13 protein-coding genes are annotated in these 17,712 nt (G+C 45.1%); 5 read left to right on the plus strand and 8 right to left on the minus strand.

Features of this window, described 5'->3' with window-relative positions:
- The 5 genes from V6C93_RS07070 to pckA all read right to left on the minus strand — a co-directional run bounded on the left by V6C93_RS07070 (position 1) and on the right by pckA (position 6,764).
- The gene (locus V6C93_RS07070; protein WP_333475948.1) at positions 1-1,923 is read right to left on the minus strand and encodes a hypothetical protein; all 1,923 of its coding nucleotides are present in this window, start codon (positions 1,921-1,923) and stop codon (positions 1-3) included.
- 114 nt (positions 1,924-2,037) lie between these two features.
- Complete coding sequence (locus V6C93_RS07075; protein ID WP_333475949.1) at positions 2,038-2,946, minus strand: hypothetical protein; 909 nt, start codon at positions 2,944-2,946, stop codon at positions 2,038-2,040.
- Positions 2,947-3,352: 406 nt separating this feature from the next.
- On the minus strand, positions 3,353-3,787 hold the full coding sequence (locus tag V6C93_RS07080; protein WP_333475950.1) for a VOC family protein: 435 nt from the start codon (positions 3,785-3,787) through the stop codon (positions 3,353-3,355).
- A 187-nt stretch (positions 3,788-3,974) separates the two neighbouring features.
- The gene (locus V6C93_RS07085; protein WP_333475951.1) at positions 3,975-4,682 is read right to left on the minus strand and encodes an SAM-dependent methyltransferase; all 708 of its coding nucleotides are present in this window, start codon (positions 4,680-4,682) and stop codon (positions 3,975-3,977) included.
- A gap of 414 nt (positions 4,683-5,096) precedes the next feature.
- Positions 5,097-6,764, minus strand: a complete 1,668-nt coding sequence (pckA, locus tag V6C93_RS07090; RefSeq protein ID WP_333475952.1) for a phosphoenolpyruvate carboxykinase (ATP) — start codon at positions 6,762-6,764, stop codon at positions 5,097-5,099.
- A gap of 1,476 nt (positions 6,765-8,240) precedes the next feature.
- Here pckA and V6C93_RS07095 point away from each other — a divergent pair.
- Complete coding sequence (locus V6C93_RS07095) at positions 8,241-9,518, plus strand: glycosyltransferase family 4 protein (RefSeq protein ID WP_333475953.1); 1,278 nt, start codon at positions 8,241-8,243, stop codon at positions 9,516-9,518.
- A 217-nt stretch (positions 9,519-9,735) separates the two neighbouring features.
- Here the strand turns inward: V6C93_RS07095 and V6C93_RS07100 are convergent, their stop codons facing one another.
- The gene (locus V6C93_RS07100) at positions 9,736-10,161 is read right to left on the minus strand and encodes a hypothetical protein (protein ID WP_333475954.1); all 426 of its coding nucleotides are present in this window, start codon (positions 10,159-10,161) and stop codon (positions 9,736-9,738) included.
- A 382-nt stretch (positions 10,162-10,543) separates the two neighbouring features.
- Here V6C93_RS07100 and V6C93_RS07105 point away from each other — a divergent pair, with 382 nt between their 5' ends.
- Both V6C93_RS07105 and V6C93_RS07110 read left to right on the plus strand, forming a co-directional pair.
- On the plus strand, positions 10,544-10,975 hold the full coding sequence (locus tag V6C93_RS07105) for an HHL1-like protein (RefSeq protein WP_333475955.1): 432 nt from the start codon (positions 10,544-10,546) through the stop codon (positions 10,973-10,975).
- Between the two features lie 281 nt (positions 10,976-11,256).
- Entirely contained in the window at positions 11,257-13,386 is a 2,130-nt protein-coding gene (locus V6C93_RS07110; RefSeq protein WP_333475956.1) for a M3 family metallopeptidase, read from the plus strand.
- A 22-nt stretch (positions 13,387-13,408) separates the two neighbouring features.
- Here the strand turns inward: V6C93_RS07110 and V6C93_RS07115 are convergent, their stop codons facing one another.
- Positions 13,409-13,567 (minus strand): hypothetical protein, encoded by a 159-nt coding sequence (locus V6C93_RS07115; RefSeq protein WP_333475957.1) that lies wholly within the window; start codon positions 13,565-13,567, stop codon positions 13,409-13,411.
- A gap of 326 nt (positions 13,568-13,893) precedes the next feature.
- Between V6C93_RS07115 and V6C93_RS07120 the strand changes: the two genes are divergently transcribed.
- The gene (locus tag V6C93_RS07120; RefSeq protein ID WP_333475958.1) at positions 13,894-15,237 is read left to right on the plus strand and encodes an ATP-binding protein; all 1,344 of its coding nucleotides are present in this window, start codon (positions 13,894-13,896) and stop codon (positions 15,235-15,237) included.
- Between the two features lie 207 nt (positions 15,238-15,444).
- Positions 15,445-16,824, plus strand: coding sequence for a tellurite resistance TerB C-terminal domain-containing protein (locus V6C93_RS07125; protein ID WP_333475959.1), 1,380 nt, complete (start codon positions 15,445-15,447; stop codon positions 16,822-16,824).
- 149 nt (positions 16,825-16,973) lie between these two features.
- Here the strand turns inward: V6C93_RS07125 and V6C93_RS07130 are convergent.
- Positions 16,974-17,712: PP2C family protein-serine/threonine phosphatase (locus tag V6C93_RS07130; protein WP_333475960.1), on the minus strand; the 739-nt coding region annotated here is incomplete at its 5' end.

A 17,712-nucleotide genomic window follows, 5' to 3' on the forward strand; every position in this document is an offset into this window, starting at 1 on the left:
TTATTGAATCAGGATTACTGCCTCTTCCGCTTTAGTATTTAGAGCTTTTTTCAACTCTTGCCCAACCTTCCCAATCAGTTCGTCAAAAGCCTCCTGATTCTTAGTTAGTTGTTCTGTAAAAACCCTCTCCAACTCAGGTTTCATTTGCTCACAAGTAGAGTCAATCTTGTCGTCGTTCAAAAGAAGAGGACGACTCCAACTAGGAACATCCACTTTTGTCTTAATTGCCTCTTGAGTTTTGCTGCGAGTTATCTCCACACCGGCGGCAAGCACCGAAACCCCATAGACTAGCACAATAGGCCAAGTCAAATGCCCGGTTAGTATTAGAGCGATGATGCTACCGACAGTACCTCCACCAATCACCACATTGACGATAAACGATACTGTATCAGCAAGAATCGTATCTCCAATCGCTAACTCCGGGTTGACCATATCAGGGTTAATTCCTTCCTCGAACCTCAAGCTGCTTCGAGGTATCTGATACTTTCGACAAATAGGGTCGGTTTGTTGGGCTAATTCGGGTTGAATCTTGCTGTTAAACCAAGTGACGCATTGAGTGTTGACGATCTGCCGAGTGCGATCGCTCTTTATCCACTGTTCTGCCTGCGTCTTCATCACCCCTTCCAGGTCAGCCAGAGTTCGGATTTTGTTGCTTCGCCAATCCTTGAGACTGGGTTTGATGGCGTTTTCAATCAAACCCTCTGACAGGGGTTGGGTCAGCCGTTCGATTAACTCTGGAATATGTCTCTCAATCAGGTCTTTCACCTTCTTTGAGTCGAATACTTCGTTGACCTCTGCCTTAAATGCAGATGCCCGCAGATCCCATCGTCCGACCCGTGCTAGACCTAGGGCAATACACCGTTCTGGTTCTGGGTCTGGGCGAACCTGACTTTCGGGTTCCGGGAACATCTCCTCGCAAATCTCACGAGTAAATTTCATCCGGGATGCACCGCCCGTCATCAGTACAACTTTCGGCACAATGCCTTGTTGGTCGAGCTTTTCCTTCGCCACATTCACGGCCTCGCCAAAGGACTGAATCCAACTCTTGCCCCCCAATTCAGGTAAAGGCTGGTTCAATAGTTCTTGTGCGATCGCACGATTAACCTGGGGAATAAAGTAAATCTGTTCGTTGATCGATTCAAAGCCGCGTGCATAGGATTGGGGATGGCTGTATAGCTGTTCATTCGAGAAGTAGTCTTCCTTCGCTTTTCGGCAAGCCAGTTCGCAACGTGCTTGGTGATGCGGATAGTCCTCAAACACTCGTTCGAGTAACGCCTTATCCTTGTGGTTGGCGAGAGTCCGAGCAAAAATTGCTTTGTCAATCAGGGAGGCTCCTAGGGCGTTACTTCCGAAATCGATCGGTATCTCGTGCAAGCTCTTAACGAGGGTAAAATCTGTAGTCGAAGAGCCAATATCAACAATCAATACTGCTGACTTGAGTTTGTCATAGTCCAGTTTCCCGGCTTCCTTCGCTTGCATAAAAGCGGCTCGCGATTCGGGGACAACGCTCAGTAAGGGAATGCCTGTTTCCTTGAGTAGCTTTTGGTAGTCTTCGCGATCGCTAACTGACCATCCAGAAGGACAGCCAACAAATAACTGGCTGGTTGTCCCCCCTTCAATCTGTTTGCTGTCTTTCAGAAGACGGTAGTAGGTTTCGAGAAAACTGTTGATTGTTTTCCTATAATTTAGGTCGTTGTTTGGTTTTTGCTTAAACGAGATTGAAAGCTGAGTCACGCCAGCTTGAATTAACGCTTGTTCTCCGACCAGATAGCCGAGGTCGGGATGCCAGCCAAGCGCCGTAATTTGAACCTTCTTATTATTAACCTCCAGCATCTCTGGTGGCTCAATGCTCTCCACCCTCGCCTTAGCCACAGCGGTTTCACCGTGCCCCAGATCAAACCCAATTGTTTCTACAACTTGCATACCTATCCTTTCCCCGAATCCTTGCTTACAAGGGAAACATTTTTTAAATGAAGACTTTGACGAAAGATTTAGTTTTTAGTCAGTGCTTTAGCGCTAAAGCGCCACGACGAATCGCTACTCTCTAAGCTCGGAATAGGCTGGCTCAATCACCCGCCCTCGCCGCAACAAGCGATCGCCTTTCAATAAAGCAGGAGTTATCGTCACGTAATCTTTAGTGGAGCGATCGATACTTGGCTCGAAATCAAAATGCTCACGATGACTCTGAGCATCGTCCGAGCGATAAATTTGCGATCGAATTCCTTGCTCCATCAAAATCTGGGGCAAAAGTTTCGTCAGTTCCAGTGCCATCTGAGGCTTCTCCAGCACTGACGCGCCCATCAACCGCTGAACGACATTCAATAGTTCGGGTAACTCTTCGATTCCACTGGCATCGAGTGGTTTTTGCACTTGCTCAGCCGAAGTGACGGCAAGATCGATGGTATTCAGCGCGTCTGCCAGGTTATCTAGCAGGACTTGGCTATCAACCTGCACGATAGGCTGAGCCGCTTCTACAGGCTGAATCACATCTGAATGAGTGTCCTGCTTACCTTTGTCGAGTTGGAGGACAACCTCCAATCCTACAAGCACAGTCATCAGCAAGATATCCATCCAAGCCCCTGGAGTATCTTGAGTCAACGAGAACAAGGAACCTAAGATGCTGATACCGATGAGTGCCTGTAGCACTTTCAAAATTAAGCCATTGGAGAGAAATTTCGCGCCTTGGTTGCCCATCGGCTGGGGCTCTGGTTCTAAAAGCCTTGTTTCATTAGCCGCCGTGAGCGCACCAATGGACTGTCGCAATGTATCTAAGAAAAATGAGGCCAGACGTACCTGAGCCACACTCAGCCCGCCAATGTAACTCTTCTCTAGATTATCGAGTCGGTTTTGAACTAACTGAACAACCTGCTCCGGGCTGCTTGCCCTCTCAATCTCTGTCTGAAGTTCACTCCGTTCTTTGCTAAAAAGTGTAAATAGTGTTTTCATCGCTTACCAAGACTTCAGCGTTATTTTTAATAGGGATTAAGTAGATTACTAAAATTTTAAGTAAATGCTGAAGCGAGTTGTACTAATTTATTTTCATCAATATTCTTCTTACTCAAGAAATAACGTTATTTCTAGTGTTCCAACTTCTACCGAAAGGAACAATTTGCAAGTTCTGCGCGTGATATTAACGAATTAAGGCTTTCTGCTTAGAGCTGCTATCCAATCCTTCAGTTCGTTCTATATTAGCTTCTCTGGTGAAGCTTGATCTAGGATACTCCTTGGCTGGACTTTGTCTCCACCGTAGCACCCTGGCGATCGCACGATACCTGTGGCGTCATCGCCCTTGGCGGTATCCCTGTGGAACAATCACTTATTGGATGGGGATTGCCAGCTCACCTAAATTCAATTATTCCTCGGACTTAATTTCAGTAGCTTGCTTGACCGTGAAACCAATTTCTTGACCATAGGAAATCTCCAGCGTATGACCGTCAGGGTCACGGATAAAAGCCCAGTAACCAACTGGGTATCCCTCATCCTGGGGCTCCTGTTGTAAAACATCATCCAAGCGAGCCTCATGGCAAAGGCGATCGACTTCTTCACGGGTTTCGCAGGCTACACCGAGATGTGCGATGGGTAAGAGTGGATTGTCTACCGTGAGCATTTGAATCAGCACGATCACAAAAGGCCGAGTTAGGTCACTGAGCCAGACAACGTCTGATTTAGGAGTTCCATCCGTGCGGCGGTGAACAACTTGCATCCGTGCATACTTTGAATAAAATGCGATACTTGTATCCACATTGCTCACAGGAAGCGCTACGTGTGTAAACCCAAGATCTGACATAATCAATCTCCTAATATTGGCTATTATTTATTGTTTGGACAAACAAGCCAATCATAAATAACCAATTCCAAACTTACCAGCGATCGCAAAAGTCGATACATTGTGCCTATGCTTGTTCCAGGGGGCTCTACCAAGGAAGTGCAACTTTTTTTGCATCATCTTTCAACAGCTCAGCCAGAATCATGACCTAAACGGAAGTAACATAAGGAGCTTTTGTCCTCCAAACTTGCAACAGCTGGTTACCTCCTCTCTGAAATTCATAGGGCACCTGTTTAATTTCCAGATTATACCCCTGTGCAGCTAATTCTTTCCGGATAAAGGGTAGTAGCGAGGAAGGTTCCCCAGAAATATTTAACAGAGGAAAAATTCGCACCTCCGCTGCAACGCGGCACAGTTCCCGAATGGAGGCGAGGTGAAAGTCTTGTGAGAGTAAATCGGAATAAGTAAATAAAAAGTGACTGCACAAGGCGAGGTCGAAGCGATCGCACTCGAAAGGCAACGTCGGTAACTCAGCCCTCACATAACGTTCTTGCTGAATTCCTAAGGGCAAATCGTCCAGAAATCGTTGCATAGCAGTCATTCGGATTTGTCCTAGCTGCTCTGGTGACTGAATATCCTGCCAAGAGTAGCTTTCCAGATTGGCCTTAACACCATCGATCACAGTTGGGTAAGTTTCTTGAATACGCTGGGTGATTTCATCGGCAGAAAACTGATAAATCGGATCACAGGAAATCACTGAGTATCCTCGGTGAGTCATCTCCGCGTTGAAGCTAGCAGGGCCGCCTGCACAATCGAGAATTCTTAGATGGAGGTCATTAGGCGTCAAGTGAAACATTTTGACATATTCCGTCAGGGAACGTCCCCAAGGAATGACTTTCTCAAGTTTGAAGCCCATTAGTGTTTTTAAGAATTGTGTTCTAACTTCACTAGCCTATCCGATGCGTTTGCTCTACAGCTCACCCAGTTACCGCCTCTGAGCGCGATTGTGCAAAGGGCATCGACAAAACCGATCACAAAAACTGTTGTTCAAAATCACCGAGTTGTGTAATCCAACTTCTGAAGTGTATTTTCTTTCGTCTGTAGGATTTTCCCGTCAGCTTCAAACTATCCGGTGTTGAGGAGAATAGCATCATGAACACTCAAAAAATTCGCTTTGCGACAATTACACTAATCTATGCCGCTCTGCTGTTTGCAGCACCCCTGCTCATTAAACTCTTGTCACAACTTCCATGACAGATTGTAGGGTGAGCATTGCCCACCCTACATCAAGGCTATTAATTGAGAGAGCGTATCTACCTCTCAAAAGTCGCTAAAACACGGGAGCCGCTTCCAAAATCTCCAGAGGAGCCTGATGAAATTGCTTAAAGTTTTCCACAAACCGCTTCGCTAGAGCCTTGGCTTGTTGCTCATAAACCGCCGGATCGCTCCAAGTCTTCTGAGGGTCTAAAATGTGCTGCTCAACTCCAGGAACCGATTCGGGTACCAAGATTTTGAAGATCGGATGATCATGGAAGGCGACGTGATCCAACTCGCCACTGAGAGCGGCAGATATCATCGCCCGAGTGAATGGAAGCTTGATGCGTGAGCCGATGCCGTAAGGCCCACCAGTCCAACCTGTATTGACTAAGTACACCGTAGCATCGAACTTAACCAACTTTTCATACAACATCTTACCGTAAACAGTTGCAGACAACGGTAGGAACGGCTGACCAAAACAGGCTGAGAACGTGGCTTGTGGTTCAGTAATTCCGCGCTCTGTACCCGCTACCTTGCTGGTATATCCCGACATAAAGTGATAGATAGCTTGGCGATGGGTCAATTTGGCAATGGGTGGTAATACCCCAAACGCATCCGCCGTCAAGAAAATAACGGTCTTGGGATGACCACCGATACCAGGAATCACGCAATTTGGAATATATTCTACCGGATAGGCAACTCTAGTATTCTCCGTTAAGCTGCCATCGTCATAATCCGGTACGCGGGTATTTTCATCCAGAACCACGTTTTCCAACATTGCGCCAAAGCGAATGGCTTCCCAAATTTGAGGTTCATTTTCCTTAGATAGGCGAATGGTCTTGGCATAACATCCTCCCTCAAAATTGAAGGTGCCCAGATCTGACCATCCATGTTCGTCATCTCCAATTAAATGGCGGACGGGGTCGGCAGATAGGGTAGTCTTACCCGTACCAGAGAGTCCAAAAAATAGAGCCGTGTTGCCATCATTATCCATGTTGGCAGAGCAGTGCATCGGCAAAACATTGCGTTTCGTCATGATGTAGTTCATGAACGAGAACACTGATTTCTTCATTTCACCGGCATAGTGAGTACCACCAATCAGAACCAGTCTTTTCTCGAAACTGAGTACAATAAAAGCTTCACTATTGATGCCATCAATGTCTGGGTCACCCTGGAAACCTGGAACGGAAATTACTGTAAAGTCAGGGTGATGAGTTTTGAGTTCCTCTGCTGTTGGCCTGAGGAACATTTGATGAACAAATAAATTGTGAGACGCTAGCTCATTAATAACTCTGACACTGAGTTGGTAACTAGGATCGGTACCCACATAACCATCAAAGACATACAAATTTTTACCCTGTATGTAAGCCAGCATTCGCTTGTAGAGTAGGTCAAATTTCTCGATCGCAATCGGAACATTGACGGTGTTCCAATCGATTTCGTTATGGATACTCGGTTCGTCAACGATGAATTTATCCTTGGGGGAGCGACCCGTATATTTGCCAGTTTTGACACAAAGAGCACCATTACTCGCTAAAATACCTTCTTGACGTACTATTGAATGTTCTATAAGTTTAGGAACCGATAGGTTCCAATACACCTGACCTAAGTTCTTCAGGCCGAGAGACTCTAGCCCATCTATCTTTCCATTCGTATCTTTCTTGTCTTGGGAATAGTTCTGATAAAACCCATTCAGATTTTTCAGAGCTAGGGACTCTCGATTCTGAGTTTTGCTATTCATCTGAGTACTCCCTTTACGAAAAGTGTTGGAATTAAGTTGCGTGAAAAACAGGTAAAGTATTTACTTATTATTCTTCAGCCAAATTAAATTTACTAATTTATAAGTAATACTTATTGGATCTAATTAATACTTGTTTTCGTTTTTCGACTAAAGTTTAGCTCCTCTTAAGGAGCTTTATTTACAGTTCTTAATTGAGAGCCTTGTTCAGTAATTGTTGTGATTTCTAGGCAATTACTCTACTCAGTGTTAACGCCTTCAAGAAAAGCGTAATTGTATCAAAGCTCGGCAAAAAAAGCTTCGTTAATCACCAAAAACCCTAGACACCAGTAATAAAGCCTTGGAACGTAGCAATCGCGAGGTACTAGATTGGTTAAATTGTGAAATTTACTGGTTATAAATTGATTGAACCTCTAATTGTAGCAAGTTGCAGTCGGAATTGTCACTAGAGTCAATGAGTAAGACTAAAAGTAATTAGTCATTACCAATTCTCCGTATCACCGAGCAAGACCGAAGCTGAGTATTAATACTATTTCGCCATAGAAAGGCTAGAGAGTCCCTTCTTACCCCCCTTAAGTTCCTCCTGGTATGAGTTCCAGTTCCCCTGAAGATTTTTGCTTCTTGGAGGTTACGGGGGTTCCCAGTGTAGCGCCGACACCTAGAAACGGTATTAAGCGATCGCTCAAATACAATAAGAGAGACTCCTGCGATAAATTTTCAAGAGATCAACCTTAAAGGAAAGATGAGTTGATACGTATTAATACTTAGTGTTTCGATAACTAGCTAGTGATACTTCAGTGCTAGGGGTATCGCAACGCACTCAAAAGGTAGAGTTGCAGCGTTGGAAAGCACAGACACCTTAATCTGAACCTTGATGTTGCATTGAAGTTGAACCGAGTACCTATAACTTGAGACGTCGAGTGCTGCCTCGGTTAGACTAACGAAACGGCTCAACCAAGAGCCGTCGGCGAACAGGGCGGGACAAGCGCCGTGAAGCGATCGCACGACAGGTTTTCGTTACTCGCTGGGCGTACACAGGAACTTCAAGCCATCTTACTCGCTCTATATAGCAGCTCTGATAGAAGCCATGCCATAATCTTATAGAAATTACACATAAGTGAAAGTGCTATCTCAGAGGCTAGGTGCCTACCTGTATTATCAGCGATCGCCATTTAGTGGTGAGCGAGCTTGATAGTCTAGTCGTCAAATAGATTTTGCACAAAAGCGACATTTAAGGTTGAATTCGATTCTTCAGTTCCCAATTAGTCAAGGGTGTTGATATTGTATTGACAACCAGGGTTTTTTGTGTATAACTAGAGGCGGACTGTTGCCTACTGTAATTGTTATTTTGGCTTTAGCGTTCGTAAAAAAAATCTTGGCAATTCTAGGGGTTAGAGCGAGCAATTTATCAAAATTTTAGTCTCTTGCCAACAAGCTAATCAGCTGTTATTTAAGTTATTTTTGGAGAAGTAATAATCAATGAAAACTGAAAAAATTAAAGTTTTAATGATTGTGGAACAGTGCAATCCCACCTTTCCCTCTGTCCCCTTCGTGGCTTATAATTTATTTAAAGAAGTTGATAAACTTGTAGATGTAACGCTTGTCACTCACGAAAGGAATAGACAGGCATTTGAAACGAAAACAAACCACAAAAAGGTTGTTTATATTTCACAAGGTGATTTAAATACTGCGTACTATAAATTCGTAGAAGGTTTTGCGACTAAAGGGCGGATAAACTGGCCTTTATACCATACTTTGACTTATCCAATTTATGGAGAGTTTAATAATAAGGTATACAAGCAATTTAAACCAGAAATATTGAGAGGAGACTATGATGTAGTTCATGCCTTAACTCCGATGATGCCGAGATATCCTTATAAAGTAGTGAAGGCATGTCGCAAGACTCCTTTTCTGCTAGGGCCTGTAAACGGAGGGCTTCCTTTCCCGACGGGATTTCAAGAAACAGCCAAGCAAGAATCAGCGAACTTAAACTTTTTGAGAACCTTGGGACGCTCATTAATACCAGGGTATGTGGAAACTTACAAGAAAGCCGACAAAATTCTAGTGGGTTCAACCTATACCCTGCAAATGTTGAATAAGCTGTTTGCACTCTCAGACAATAAAACTGAACTCTTCTATGAAAATGGCATCGCAAGCGATTTTCTAAATAATGCCAAAAATACCAGTAATGGAAGTAAAGTTAATTTACTTTTCGTGGGAAGGTTAGTTCCTTATAAGTGTGCTGACATTGTTATTGAAGCGATTAGTAAGTTAGACCAAGAAGTTCAAGATAAAATTTCTCTGACGATTGTAGGTGATGGCTCAGAAAGAGGTAATTTAGAGCAACAAGTTCGGGATAATAATTTAAGCGAAGTCGTCCGCTTTGCGGGCTGGGTTAATCAACAAGAGACACTTGAATATTACAGTAAATCTGATATCTTTTGTTTCCCTTCAATTAGAGAATTTGGGGGAGCCGTGGTCTTGGAAGCGATGGCTTGTGGACTTCCCTGCATTGTGGCTAACAATGGTGGAATTGCTGAATATGTAACTGAAGAAACTGGCTTCAAGATAGACCCGATCTCAAAGGAATATCTAGCGCAAGAACTAACGGAGAAAATCAAGCTCCTCGTCAAAGATGAGCAGCTTCGGAAAAATATGTCTCTCAAAGCTGTCGAAAGAGTTCAAGAATTTGAATGGTCACAGAAGGCTAAAAAAATTGTTGAAGTTTATCAGGAATTAATTAAGGCAAAAAGTTGAGCGCCTTACGTTGAAAGAGTTTTTGACTTTTAACTTCGAGCAAGGCCGCACTAGACCTGCTTGGCAGAAATAATTCTCCCCCTCTCTTGCCAAAACACAGGAACTGAGGGGAAACTCTTGCCGAGTTGGGTCTAGTGCGTTCCGCTAAAAACAAACCGCTGATGCCAAGTACACCAACGCAGCCGTTTACACCGTAAATCTAGGAAAGCTTTCCAGCTTAAGTTCCACTGGGTTTTTCTTCAGCAGGTATCTCTTTAGCTGCTTTTGATGACTCTTCTTCTACTTTTAAGGGTGGTGTCTGAAGTCTCTGGACAGGTACCTGTTCACCTGGGATTAATCTTTTCGGTTGTAAAGACATGACCGCCGCCAGGAAAGCAGGCACTTCAATTAGAGTTTTTAAGAGTAATGTGGTTAAAAAAGGCTCGACGGCATTAGCAGCTTTGTGTGCAGAGTTTGTCTGCGATCGCGTTTGTGTTTCTACTAGGTTTGACTGGGTCATCGGAGAAAATATTTGCCCTGCTGCTTTTCCCAGGATAATGATCGGGGAGCAAATTAATGCTAGGGGTAAAATTACCAGCCAAATCAGTAATCCAGAAATTAACCAAAATAAACTCGAATATAAAGTTTCTGAAAGCTTCTGCATTGCTATAGCCGTCCCCTACACTGGTTGCCTCTCAGCTAACTTCTTAAAAGAATCGTTAGTTTGGCTGAGATTGCCTTCTTGACTCAGCCCTTAATCCGGTAGTCTCGCCGCTGTACTCCACCTTGTTTTTTAATTGTAGGGGCTCAATTGCAGAGCAGATCATGTTTCTACTGAGTTTAGCCGTAGGAAAAGACGGTTGATTCTTCCAGCTTCCGAATCAATGAAGCAAGATTCTGAGCTTTGAGCCACAAAGACAACCCGACTAAACCTGAACTCCATCCACGGCACTAGTCTCTGTTCCAGCTGCGGACTTTACGTCGGACTGCAAAAGTTAAATGAAAATAGTGTAAACTTTTGTTAAGAACTTAAAGGAGTAATCGTTGTGACCACTCAAACGGGATTCGGGAAAGTTCAACCGAAGCAACAGACCGCTCAGAAAAGTAAGGGAAAACGGGCGGCAGCCTCGAAAAAGTACGACGAAATGAAAAAGTCAGGGCTGCCAGAGTTCAATATTTATGTGCGTATCAAGGGACAGGGAAACTGGCTGCCAGCAGGTTCAATGACCGTGAATCGGAGTAGTCAGATTAACCAAGCGGTATTTGAGCAAGAGCAGGAATTACTTAAAGGTGTCTGTCGCGTATTCCCCAAACTACGCAAGCACCAAAATAACTTGGAGTACGGTCATCGACTCAAGGAATTCAAGGATGAGCCAATTCAGCTGGCGGTTCGTCCTCAGCCAACAACAGCTCAGTTAATGCAATCAACCCTGAGCAACATGAAAGAGCGCTTTTCGTCTCTACTCCAGCGCCGTTGAGATGCCAGACCTTATAATTCAAGGGGGTTAGCCCACCTAAAGGATTACGGTTACCCCCTAAGCTTCCTCAATAGATTTTCTCGATAATAAATAAATAGCAGCATACTTGTATCGAAGGGACTGGGCAAAGCTAAAGCTCAACAGTTTCGCTTGGCTACAGCGCTAATGGTCAGCACACTCAATTGTCATAGTCCCAAAGGACAGGGATCACTGCTGGGTATTAATGTAGCCCCAAAAATTAAGACCAGTTTACTTCAAGCATTCAAAACGAAACACTAGCTATGATTGCTAATGCAACTATTACTGATAACCCTTTATTAATCGGCAAAGGACTGCCTCCGTTTGATGCGATTAAGCCGGAGCATGTTGTGCCTGCCATGACACAGCTCTTGGCTGAATTAGAGGCAGAGCTTGCTAGTTTGGAGCATCACGTAACACCAACTTGGAGCGGATTGGTCGAGCCGTTAGACCGCTTGACAGAACGCCTGACATGGAGTTGGGGAATTGTGGGGCATTTAATGGGGGTCAAGAACAGCCCCGAACTGCGCGAGGCTTACGAAACGGTGCAGCCTGAAGTTGTACAGTTTGTCAACAAGCTTAATCAAAGTCAACCGCTCTACAAAGCGTTCAAAGCTTTGCGTGAAGATGACGCATGGAGCCATTTAGAACTCGCTCAACAACGGATTGTTGAAGCGGCGATTAGAGAGGCGGAACTCTCAGGTGTTGGTTTAGACGGGGAAAAGCGTGGTAGCGAAACCCTTTCACAGAAAGAGCGTTTCAATGCGATTCAACTTGAACTCGCAGAACTTTCCACCAAGTTCTCTAACCATGTGCTGGATGCCACCAAAGCATTTAACCTGACTCTAACCAGCAAAGATGAAGTGGAGGGGTTGCCTCCCAGCTTATTGAGTCTGGCGGCTCAAACCGCGCGTGCCGCTGGGGAAGAAGGCGCGACAGCCGAAACTGGCCCTTGGCGGATTACCTTAGACTACCCTAGTTATGTTCCCTTCATGGAACACAGCACCCGCCGGGACTTGCGGGAAAAACTCTATAAAGCTTTTATCAGCCGTGCCTCTAGTGGTGAGTTGGATAACAATTCACTGATTGAACGGATTTTAGAGCTGCGTCAAGAAAAATCACAATTGCTGGGCTTTAACAGCTATGCCGAATTGAGCCTCGCCAGTAAGATGGCTCCTAACGTTGAGGCGGTAGAGAAACTCCTAGAGGAATTGCGTCGCGCTAGTTACGATGCTGCTCTTCAGGATTTGGCAGAGTTGAAAGCCTTTGCCGCATCAAAAGGTGCACAAGAAGCCAACGACATAAAACACTGGGATATCAGCTTCTGGGCGGAACGTCAGCGGGAAGAAAAGTTTGCCTTTAGTGCGGAAGAATTACGTCCTTACTTTCCTTTGCCACAGGTACTAGATGGCTTATTTGGCTTGGTAAAGCGGCTTTTTGGCATTACCGTTACGGCGGCAGATGGGGAAGCACCGATATGGCATCAGGATGTGCGTTATTTTCAAATCGCTGATGAGACGGGTACCCCAATTGCTTACTTCTATTTAGACCCCTACAGCCGTCCTCAAGAAAAGCGTGGCGGTGCTTGGATGGATGAGTGCATTGGGCGTACCAAGATGATGGAAAAGGGTACATCCAGCACACGCTTACCTGTGGCGTATTTAGTCTGTAATCAGACTCCCCCGGTGGACGGTAAGCCGAGTCTGATGACGTTTAATGAGGTAGAGACGCTATTCCACGAGTTTGGTCACGGCTTGCAACACATGCTCACCCAGGTGGATTATGCCAGGGCAGCTGGTATCAATAATGTGGAGTGGGATGCGGTGGAGTTGCCCAGCCAGTTCATGGAAAATTGGTGTTATGACCGACCCACGTTAATGGGGATGGCTAAGCACTATGAAACGGGTGAGCCACTGCCAGAGCCTTATTACCAAAAGCTGCTGGCGGCACGGCATTACATGAGCGGCAGTGTAATGTTGCGACAGTTGCACTTTGGCTTTGTCGATCTTGAGCTGCATCACCGTTATAGGCCAGGCGGCGAGGAAACTCCAAGGCATGTGCGTAGCCGCCTTGCGAAAACGACGACCATTTTGCCCCCATTAGCAGAAGATGCCTTTTTGTGCGCGTTTAGCCATATCTTCGCGGGGGGCTATGCGGCGGGTTATTACAGTTATAAGTGGGCGGAAGTCCTCAGCGCCGATGCTTTTGCCGCATTTGAAGAGGCTGGCTTAGATAATGAGGATGCGATCGCAACTACAGGCAAGCGCTACCGTGATACCGTGTTGGCTCTTGGCGGTAGCTTACATCCGATGGAGGTGTTCAAGGCATTCCGGGGGCGCGAACCGAGTACTGCTCCTTTATTGAGGCACAACGGCCTAGCCACAGCAGCTTAGAAGACCTAACGAGAGCCAATCTTCATCGTTGTACAGAACTCATAGTACTTTGGCTACCTGCATGATTACCTGTGAGGTTGACAATCACAGCAACGCCCACAGCTGTGCTAGCAACGATAAAACTCAACAATGTACCAGCGACAGTTACAGCGGCGAAGTTCTTGACGATGTTGCTGGTCATTTTTTCTCCTTTGACACCAATAGTAATTTTGATAATTTGTCAATTAACTTAGCTCAGAAATAAGGTGTGGTGAGCAAGTCTTAGTTGGATGATTGCAGCGTAATCTACCTTTTATCGGATAACAAGCGTTGCTCAGGAATCTTTATTTCTCTTACAAAATTAACGGTTCTATTGTGAAGATTTCTGGGAGGAGAAACAATCCTTAATGTTTAGTGCTCTGTGATCCGAGTCCCTGTTTATGTTCTGATTAAAGGAATGTAATATCCTCCAGAGGATTTGCAGAGGCGAAAATTCAATCACCCTCTGAGAGAAGCGATCGCTCCTTCATGGCTACTCCCGCTACCACATCCATTCAAATGCTCCAACGCCAAACGGCGTCGCTATTGCTTTATCAATCTGTCCTCAGTGCAGAGGTCGGTCAAGCTTTCTCCAATTTATTGCAAGCCTTCCTGCACAGCGATGCGGATGGACTCAAGTGTCTCCAGGCTTACGGCAGATGGTTTAAAGCTTTAGCCGCAAGTCAACAAAGTTGGCAAGATTATCTTGTCACACAAATTCTCAAAGACGATAATCCATTTAGCCAGCAAGCTCAATTGACACCTGTTGAGAAATTGCCCCCTGCCCTAATCGCCGCCACTCGGCAGGATTTGCAGATCTTGCAGAATCTTTCTCAGTGTAGTACCGAACAACTCAGCAGCTGGGTGCAAGTCGCCGCCAAACCCACGGTTGCCCCCATTGCATGGCATCATGACGGGGATGTCGGGACACCAAGCTGGGCACATCAAAGTAGTGCGGCAATTAAGGAGCAGTCTTTTCGAGAAAAGCTGCATCTATTGGACGACTGGGCGGATGCCGTAGAGATTTTAGCTGAATATTACCAGCAATGTGGAACAGGCATATTCGCCCAGTATCATGCCTTTCGCTGGCAGTCAGGGCAGTTAACAGGGATTGCTCACCCTGATCCGATCCAGTTTACGGAACTGGCGGGTTATGAGTCTCAGAAAGAGGCTTTGGCCAAGAATACAGAGTGTTTACTCGCTGGTTACCCCGCACTCCATGTCTTGCTCTATGGCAGTCGCGGAACTGGTAAATCTTCTTTAGTCAAGGGATTGTTAAATAAGTATAGAGAGCAGGGTCTGCGTTTGGTGGAAGTCGCTAAATCTGAGTTGAAAGACCTCCCCACTGTACAAGAGCAATTACGGGATGTTCCGCAAAAATTTGTAATCTTTGTGGATGACCTCTCCTTTGAGGAAGATGACGACGCCTTTAAAGCCTTGAAAGTCGTGTTAGAAGGGAGTGTAACCGCTCGTCCGCAAAATGTTGTCGTCTATGCGACCTCCAATCGACGGCACCTGATTCGAGAGTTTTTTGACGATCGCCCCCGTCCCCGCGATAGTGAGGAAGTGCATGCCTGGGATACGGTTCAGGAGAAATTATCGTTTAGCGATCGCTTTGGCTTAACCCTCACCTTTGAGCCAGCCAACCAAGACATGTACCTTAAGATAGTCCACCACCTAGCCGAACAATCCAGAATTTCTCTGAGCCATAATGAATTAGAGTATCGTGCCTTGCAATGGGCGACCCGTCATAATGGGCGCTCTGGACGCACGGCACGGCAGTTTATTGACTTCTTGAGAGGCGAATTAGCCATTTCTGAGTCAAACAACTAACACTAATTTGTTGGGAAGGGGTAATGGGTTAGAAGGTTGAAGGTTAGAAGGTTGAAGGTTAGAAGGTTGAAGGTTAAATTAAACTTTCAACCTGCTGTGTTTGGCAACGTAGCAACCTGCCAACCTGCAAACCTGCCAACCTGCCAACCGGCTAACCTGTAACCCATGACTCACTCTCGCCTGTTGACTGGGTTCAAAACAAGCAAGATGCAATCAATAAGGGTAGTCAATCGCATTCTTCTCGGTTCAGTCGCCTTCAGTATTAGCTTCGTGCTGGGACTGGTGGCAAACCGAGACATCAATAAAGCACTACTGATGGGTGTAATTACAGTTCCTGGGACTTATGCAGGAGCTGCGATCGTAGAAAAACGGAGAATTTATCAGGAAAAACTGCTTAGAGGCTCTCTCCAGAACCAGATTCAAGAGCTTGAGGAAGAGGAAAGCCAACTCTATCAATCCCTTGCGGCGGCAACAGCGACGAGACAAGAAGTTGAAGCTAGCATTAATGCCTTACAAAGCGAAAGAAGCCAGCTGCTCAACCGAGTTTCAGATCTACATCTCCAAAGAAACGAACTTTATAGGGAACTCAGCGATTTTCAAAAACAAAAACAGCAACAAGAAGCTGAGTTTTACCATCTACAAACTCAACTTCATCAGCTTGAAAGACAGCAAGCTGAACTGAATCAATCTATCTCCACTAAAAACTTTCAAATTCAGCAAACAGAAATCCGTATCAGTCAATTAAGGAAAGAACTTGAACAGCTGCAAAAACACATTTCCAAGAAAAAGCAGCAAAAGGAGCAGATCCATCCAGATTTAATCACTCTAGAAGGTCAAAAACGTCACTTAGAAGGAGAAGCTTACGACTTACAAACACAAATCCAGGTTCTTCAGCAACGCCAGGAGCAATTAAATCAAGCTTTAGCTCCCTTGCAACAGCAGCAACAAGAAGTCGAAATTAGCTTAATGGCTGGAAAGGCTAAACTCGATCAGCTGTTGAGCCAAATTTCAGAAAAACGCAAGCAACAGAAAAAACTTAATCAAGACTTAGCTACTATAGAAAGTCGGAAGCAGCAGTTAGAGTCAGAGTTTCGCCATTGGCAGACTCAAATTCAAGTTATTGAGCCTCAGAGAGCAGCCTTATCTCAAGCGTACACTCTAGATTCTGATAGTGTAATCTCTCAAATTGTCCCTGAAGAATGGCACGAATGGCTCGAATTCATGCAACAGCTAAGCAATCAAGAACAAAGAGCTTTGAAGGCCATTTTAGAGCAAGATAGAGCTACCTTAAAGAGGATTGCCGATGAAAATTCAACGATGCCCGAGGTATTAATTGATTCCATTAATGAAAATGCTCTTAATATCTTTGGCGATACTCTCTTTATGAGCGACGCTGCTGCACTCATCCCAGAGATTCATGATGATTATTCTCTCGTTTTGAAGGAACCAATAATTCTATATTTTAAAGATTTATTGGCTCTTAAAACTGAACCATTTAATATTAGCGGCACAATGACAGAGAAAGAGAAATCTGGAACTTCATCCATGTCTAAAGAGACCATTGTACCACCTCAAGCCAAAACTTAGCGTCGTTTTGGTCTAATACCAAATCTGCCTTGATAAGTCCCTTTTTGCTTGAAATCTTTTCTTTCTTCTGCCTTGTCTCCACTAAAAAAGGGGTATTTAACCCGGATTTGGTATGATGCATCACCGCAGAAATACCTGATATAAACTATCTACTTCTGCTTCAGCACTACCAACGTAATATCATCAAACACTTTTTGAGTTCCAATATGCAGTCGCACATCATCAATCACGGCTTGCTTAATTTCTGGTGCAGTGCGATCGCAATTGCGGCTGACGACTTCACATAACCGCTCGATTCCGTATTGCTGGCGATTAATGTCAAAGGCTTCCGTAATCCCATCGGTGTATAACACCACCACATCCCCTGGATTCAGTTGCACTTGTGCTGAGGCGATGAAGTCTGCAATCTCCTCATCCAGCCCAATCGGGAAGCCGAGATCCATCGTATCAATTCGCTCCACTTCACCTCCAGCCCGCACTACAATCATCTCCTCATGTTGACCACTTACACTTAGGGTGCCGTTCGAGTAGTCGAGTAGGGCAAGGGTCAGGTTTTTATAAGAGTTGATGCGCTGGATGTTGTGATAGATGGTGCGGTTGAGAATATCTAAAAACTTTACCGGATCGGTCTGATTACTTTGTTGTAGAGTTCTCACAGCCGTTTGCGTCATTAGCATCAACACCCCACTTTCTAATCCATGTCCGGTGACATCCCCGATGCTAATTTTGACGTTGCCCTCCTGTTGCAGGACATCATAATAATCGCCACCCACTTCATCGGCTGGTTCCATAAACCCAGCGATTTCTAATCCCTCAATGGCTTCTAATGCTTCTGGTTTAGGAAGAATCATTTGTTGGAGTTGTTTGGTTACTTTTAACTCAGCTCCC

Origin of the sequence: Allocoleopsis sp. (genome assembly GCF_036703385.1) — a bacterium.
Taxonomy (GTDB): Bacteria; Cyanobacteriota; Cyanobacteriia; order Cyanobacteriales; family Coleofasciculaceae; genus Allocoleopsis.

What these genes read in the sequence shown, in the direction of transcription:
- V6C93_RS07070 (WP_333475948.1), bottom strand. Translation starts at nt 1,923, where the DNA reads ATGCAAGTTGTAGAAACAATTGGGTTTGATCTGGGGCACGGTGAAACC.
- V6C93_RS07075 (WP_333475949.1), bottom strand. Translation starts at nt 2,946, where the DNA reads ATGAAAACACTATTTACACTTTTTAGCAAAGAACGGAGTGAACTTCAG.
- V6C93_RS07080 (WP_333475950.1), bottom strand. Translation starts at nt 3,787, where the DNA reads ATGTCAGATCTTGGGTTTACACACGTAGCGCTTCCTGTGAGCAATGTG.
- V6C93_RS07085 (WP_333475951.1), bottom strand. Translation starts at nt 4,682, where the DNA reads ATGGGCTTCAAACTTGAGAAAGTCATTCCTTGGGGACGTTCCCTGACG.
- pckA (WP_333475952.1), bottom strand. Translation starts at nt 6,764, where the DNA reads ATGAATAGCAAAACTCAGAATCGAGAGTCCCTAGCTCTGAAAAATCTG.
- V6C93_RS07095 (WP_333475953.1), top strand. Translation starts at nt 8,241, where the DNA reads ATGAAAACTGAAAAAATTAAAGTTTTAATGATTGTGGAACAGTGCAAT.
- V6C93_RS07100 (WP_333475954.1), bottom strand. Translation starts at nt 10,161, where the DNA reads ATGCAGAAGCTTTCAGAAACTTTATATTCGAGTTTATTTTGGTTAATT.
- V6C93_RS07110 (WP_333475956.1), top strand. Translation starts at nt 11,257, where the DNA reads ATGATTGCTAATGCAACTATTACTGATAACCCTTTATTAATCGGCAAA.
- V6C93_RS07115 (WP_333475957.1), bottom strand. Translation starts at nt 13,567, where the DNA reads ATGACCAGCAACATCGTCAAGAACTTCGCCGCTGTAACTGTCGCTGGT.
- V6C93_RS07120 (WP_333475958.1), top strand. Translation starts at nt 13,894, where the DNA reads ATGGCTACTCCCGCTACCACATCCATTCAAATGCTCCAACGCCAAACG.
- V6C93_RS07125 (WP_333475959.1), top strand. Translation starts at nt 15,445, where the DNA reads ATGCAATCAATAAGGGTAGTCAATCGCATTCTTCTCGGTTCAGTCGCC.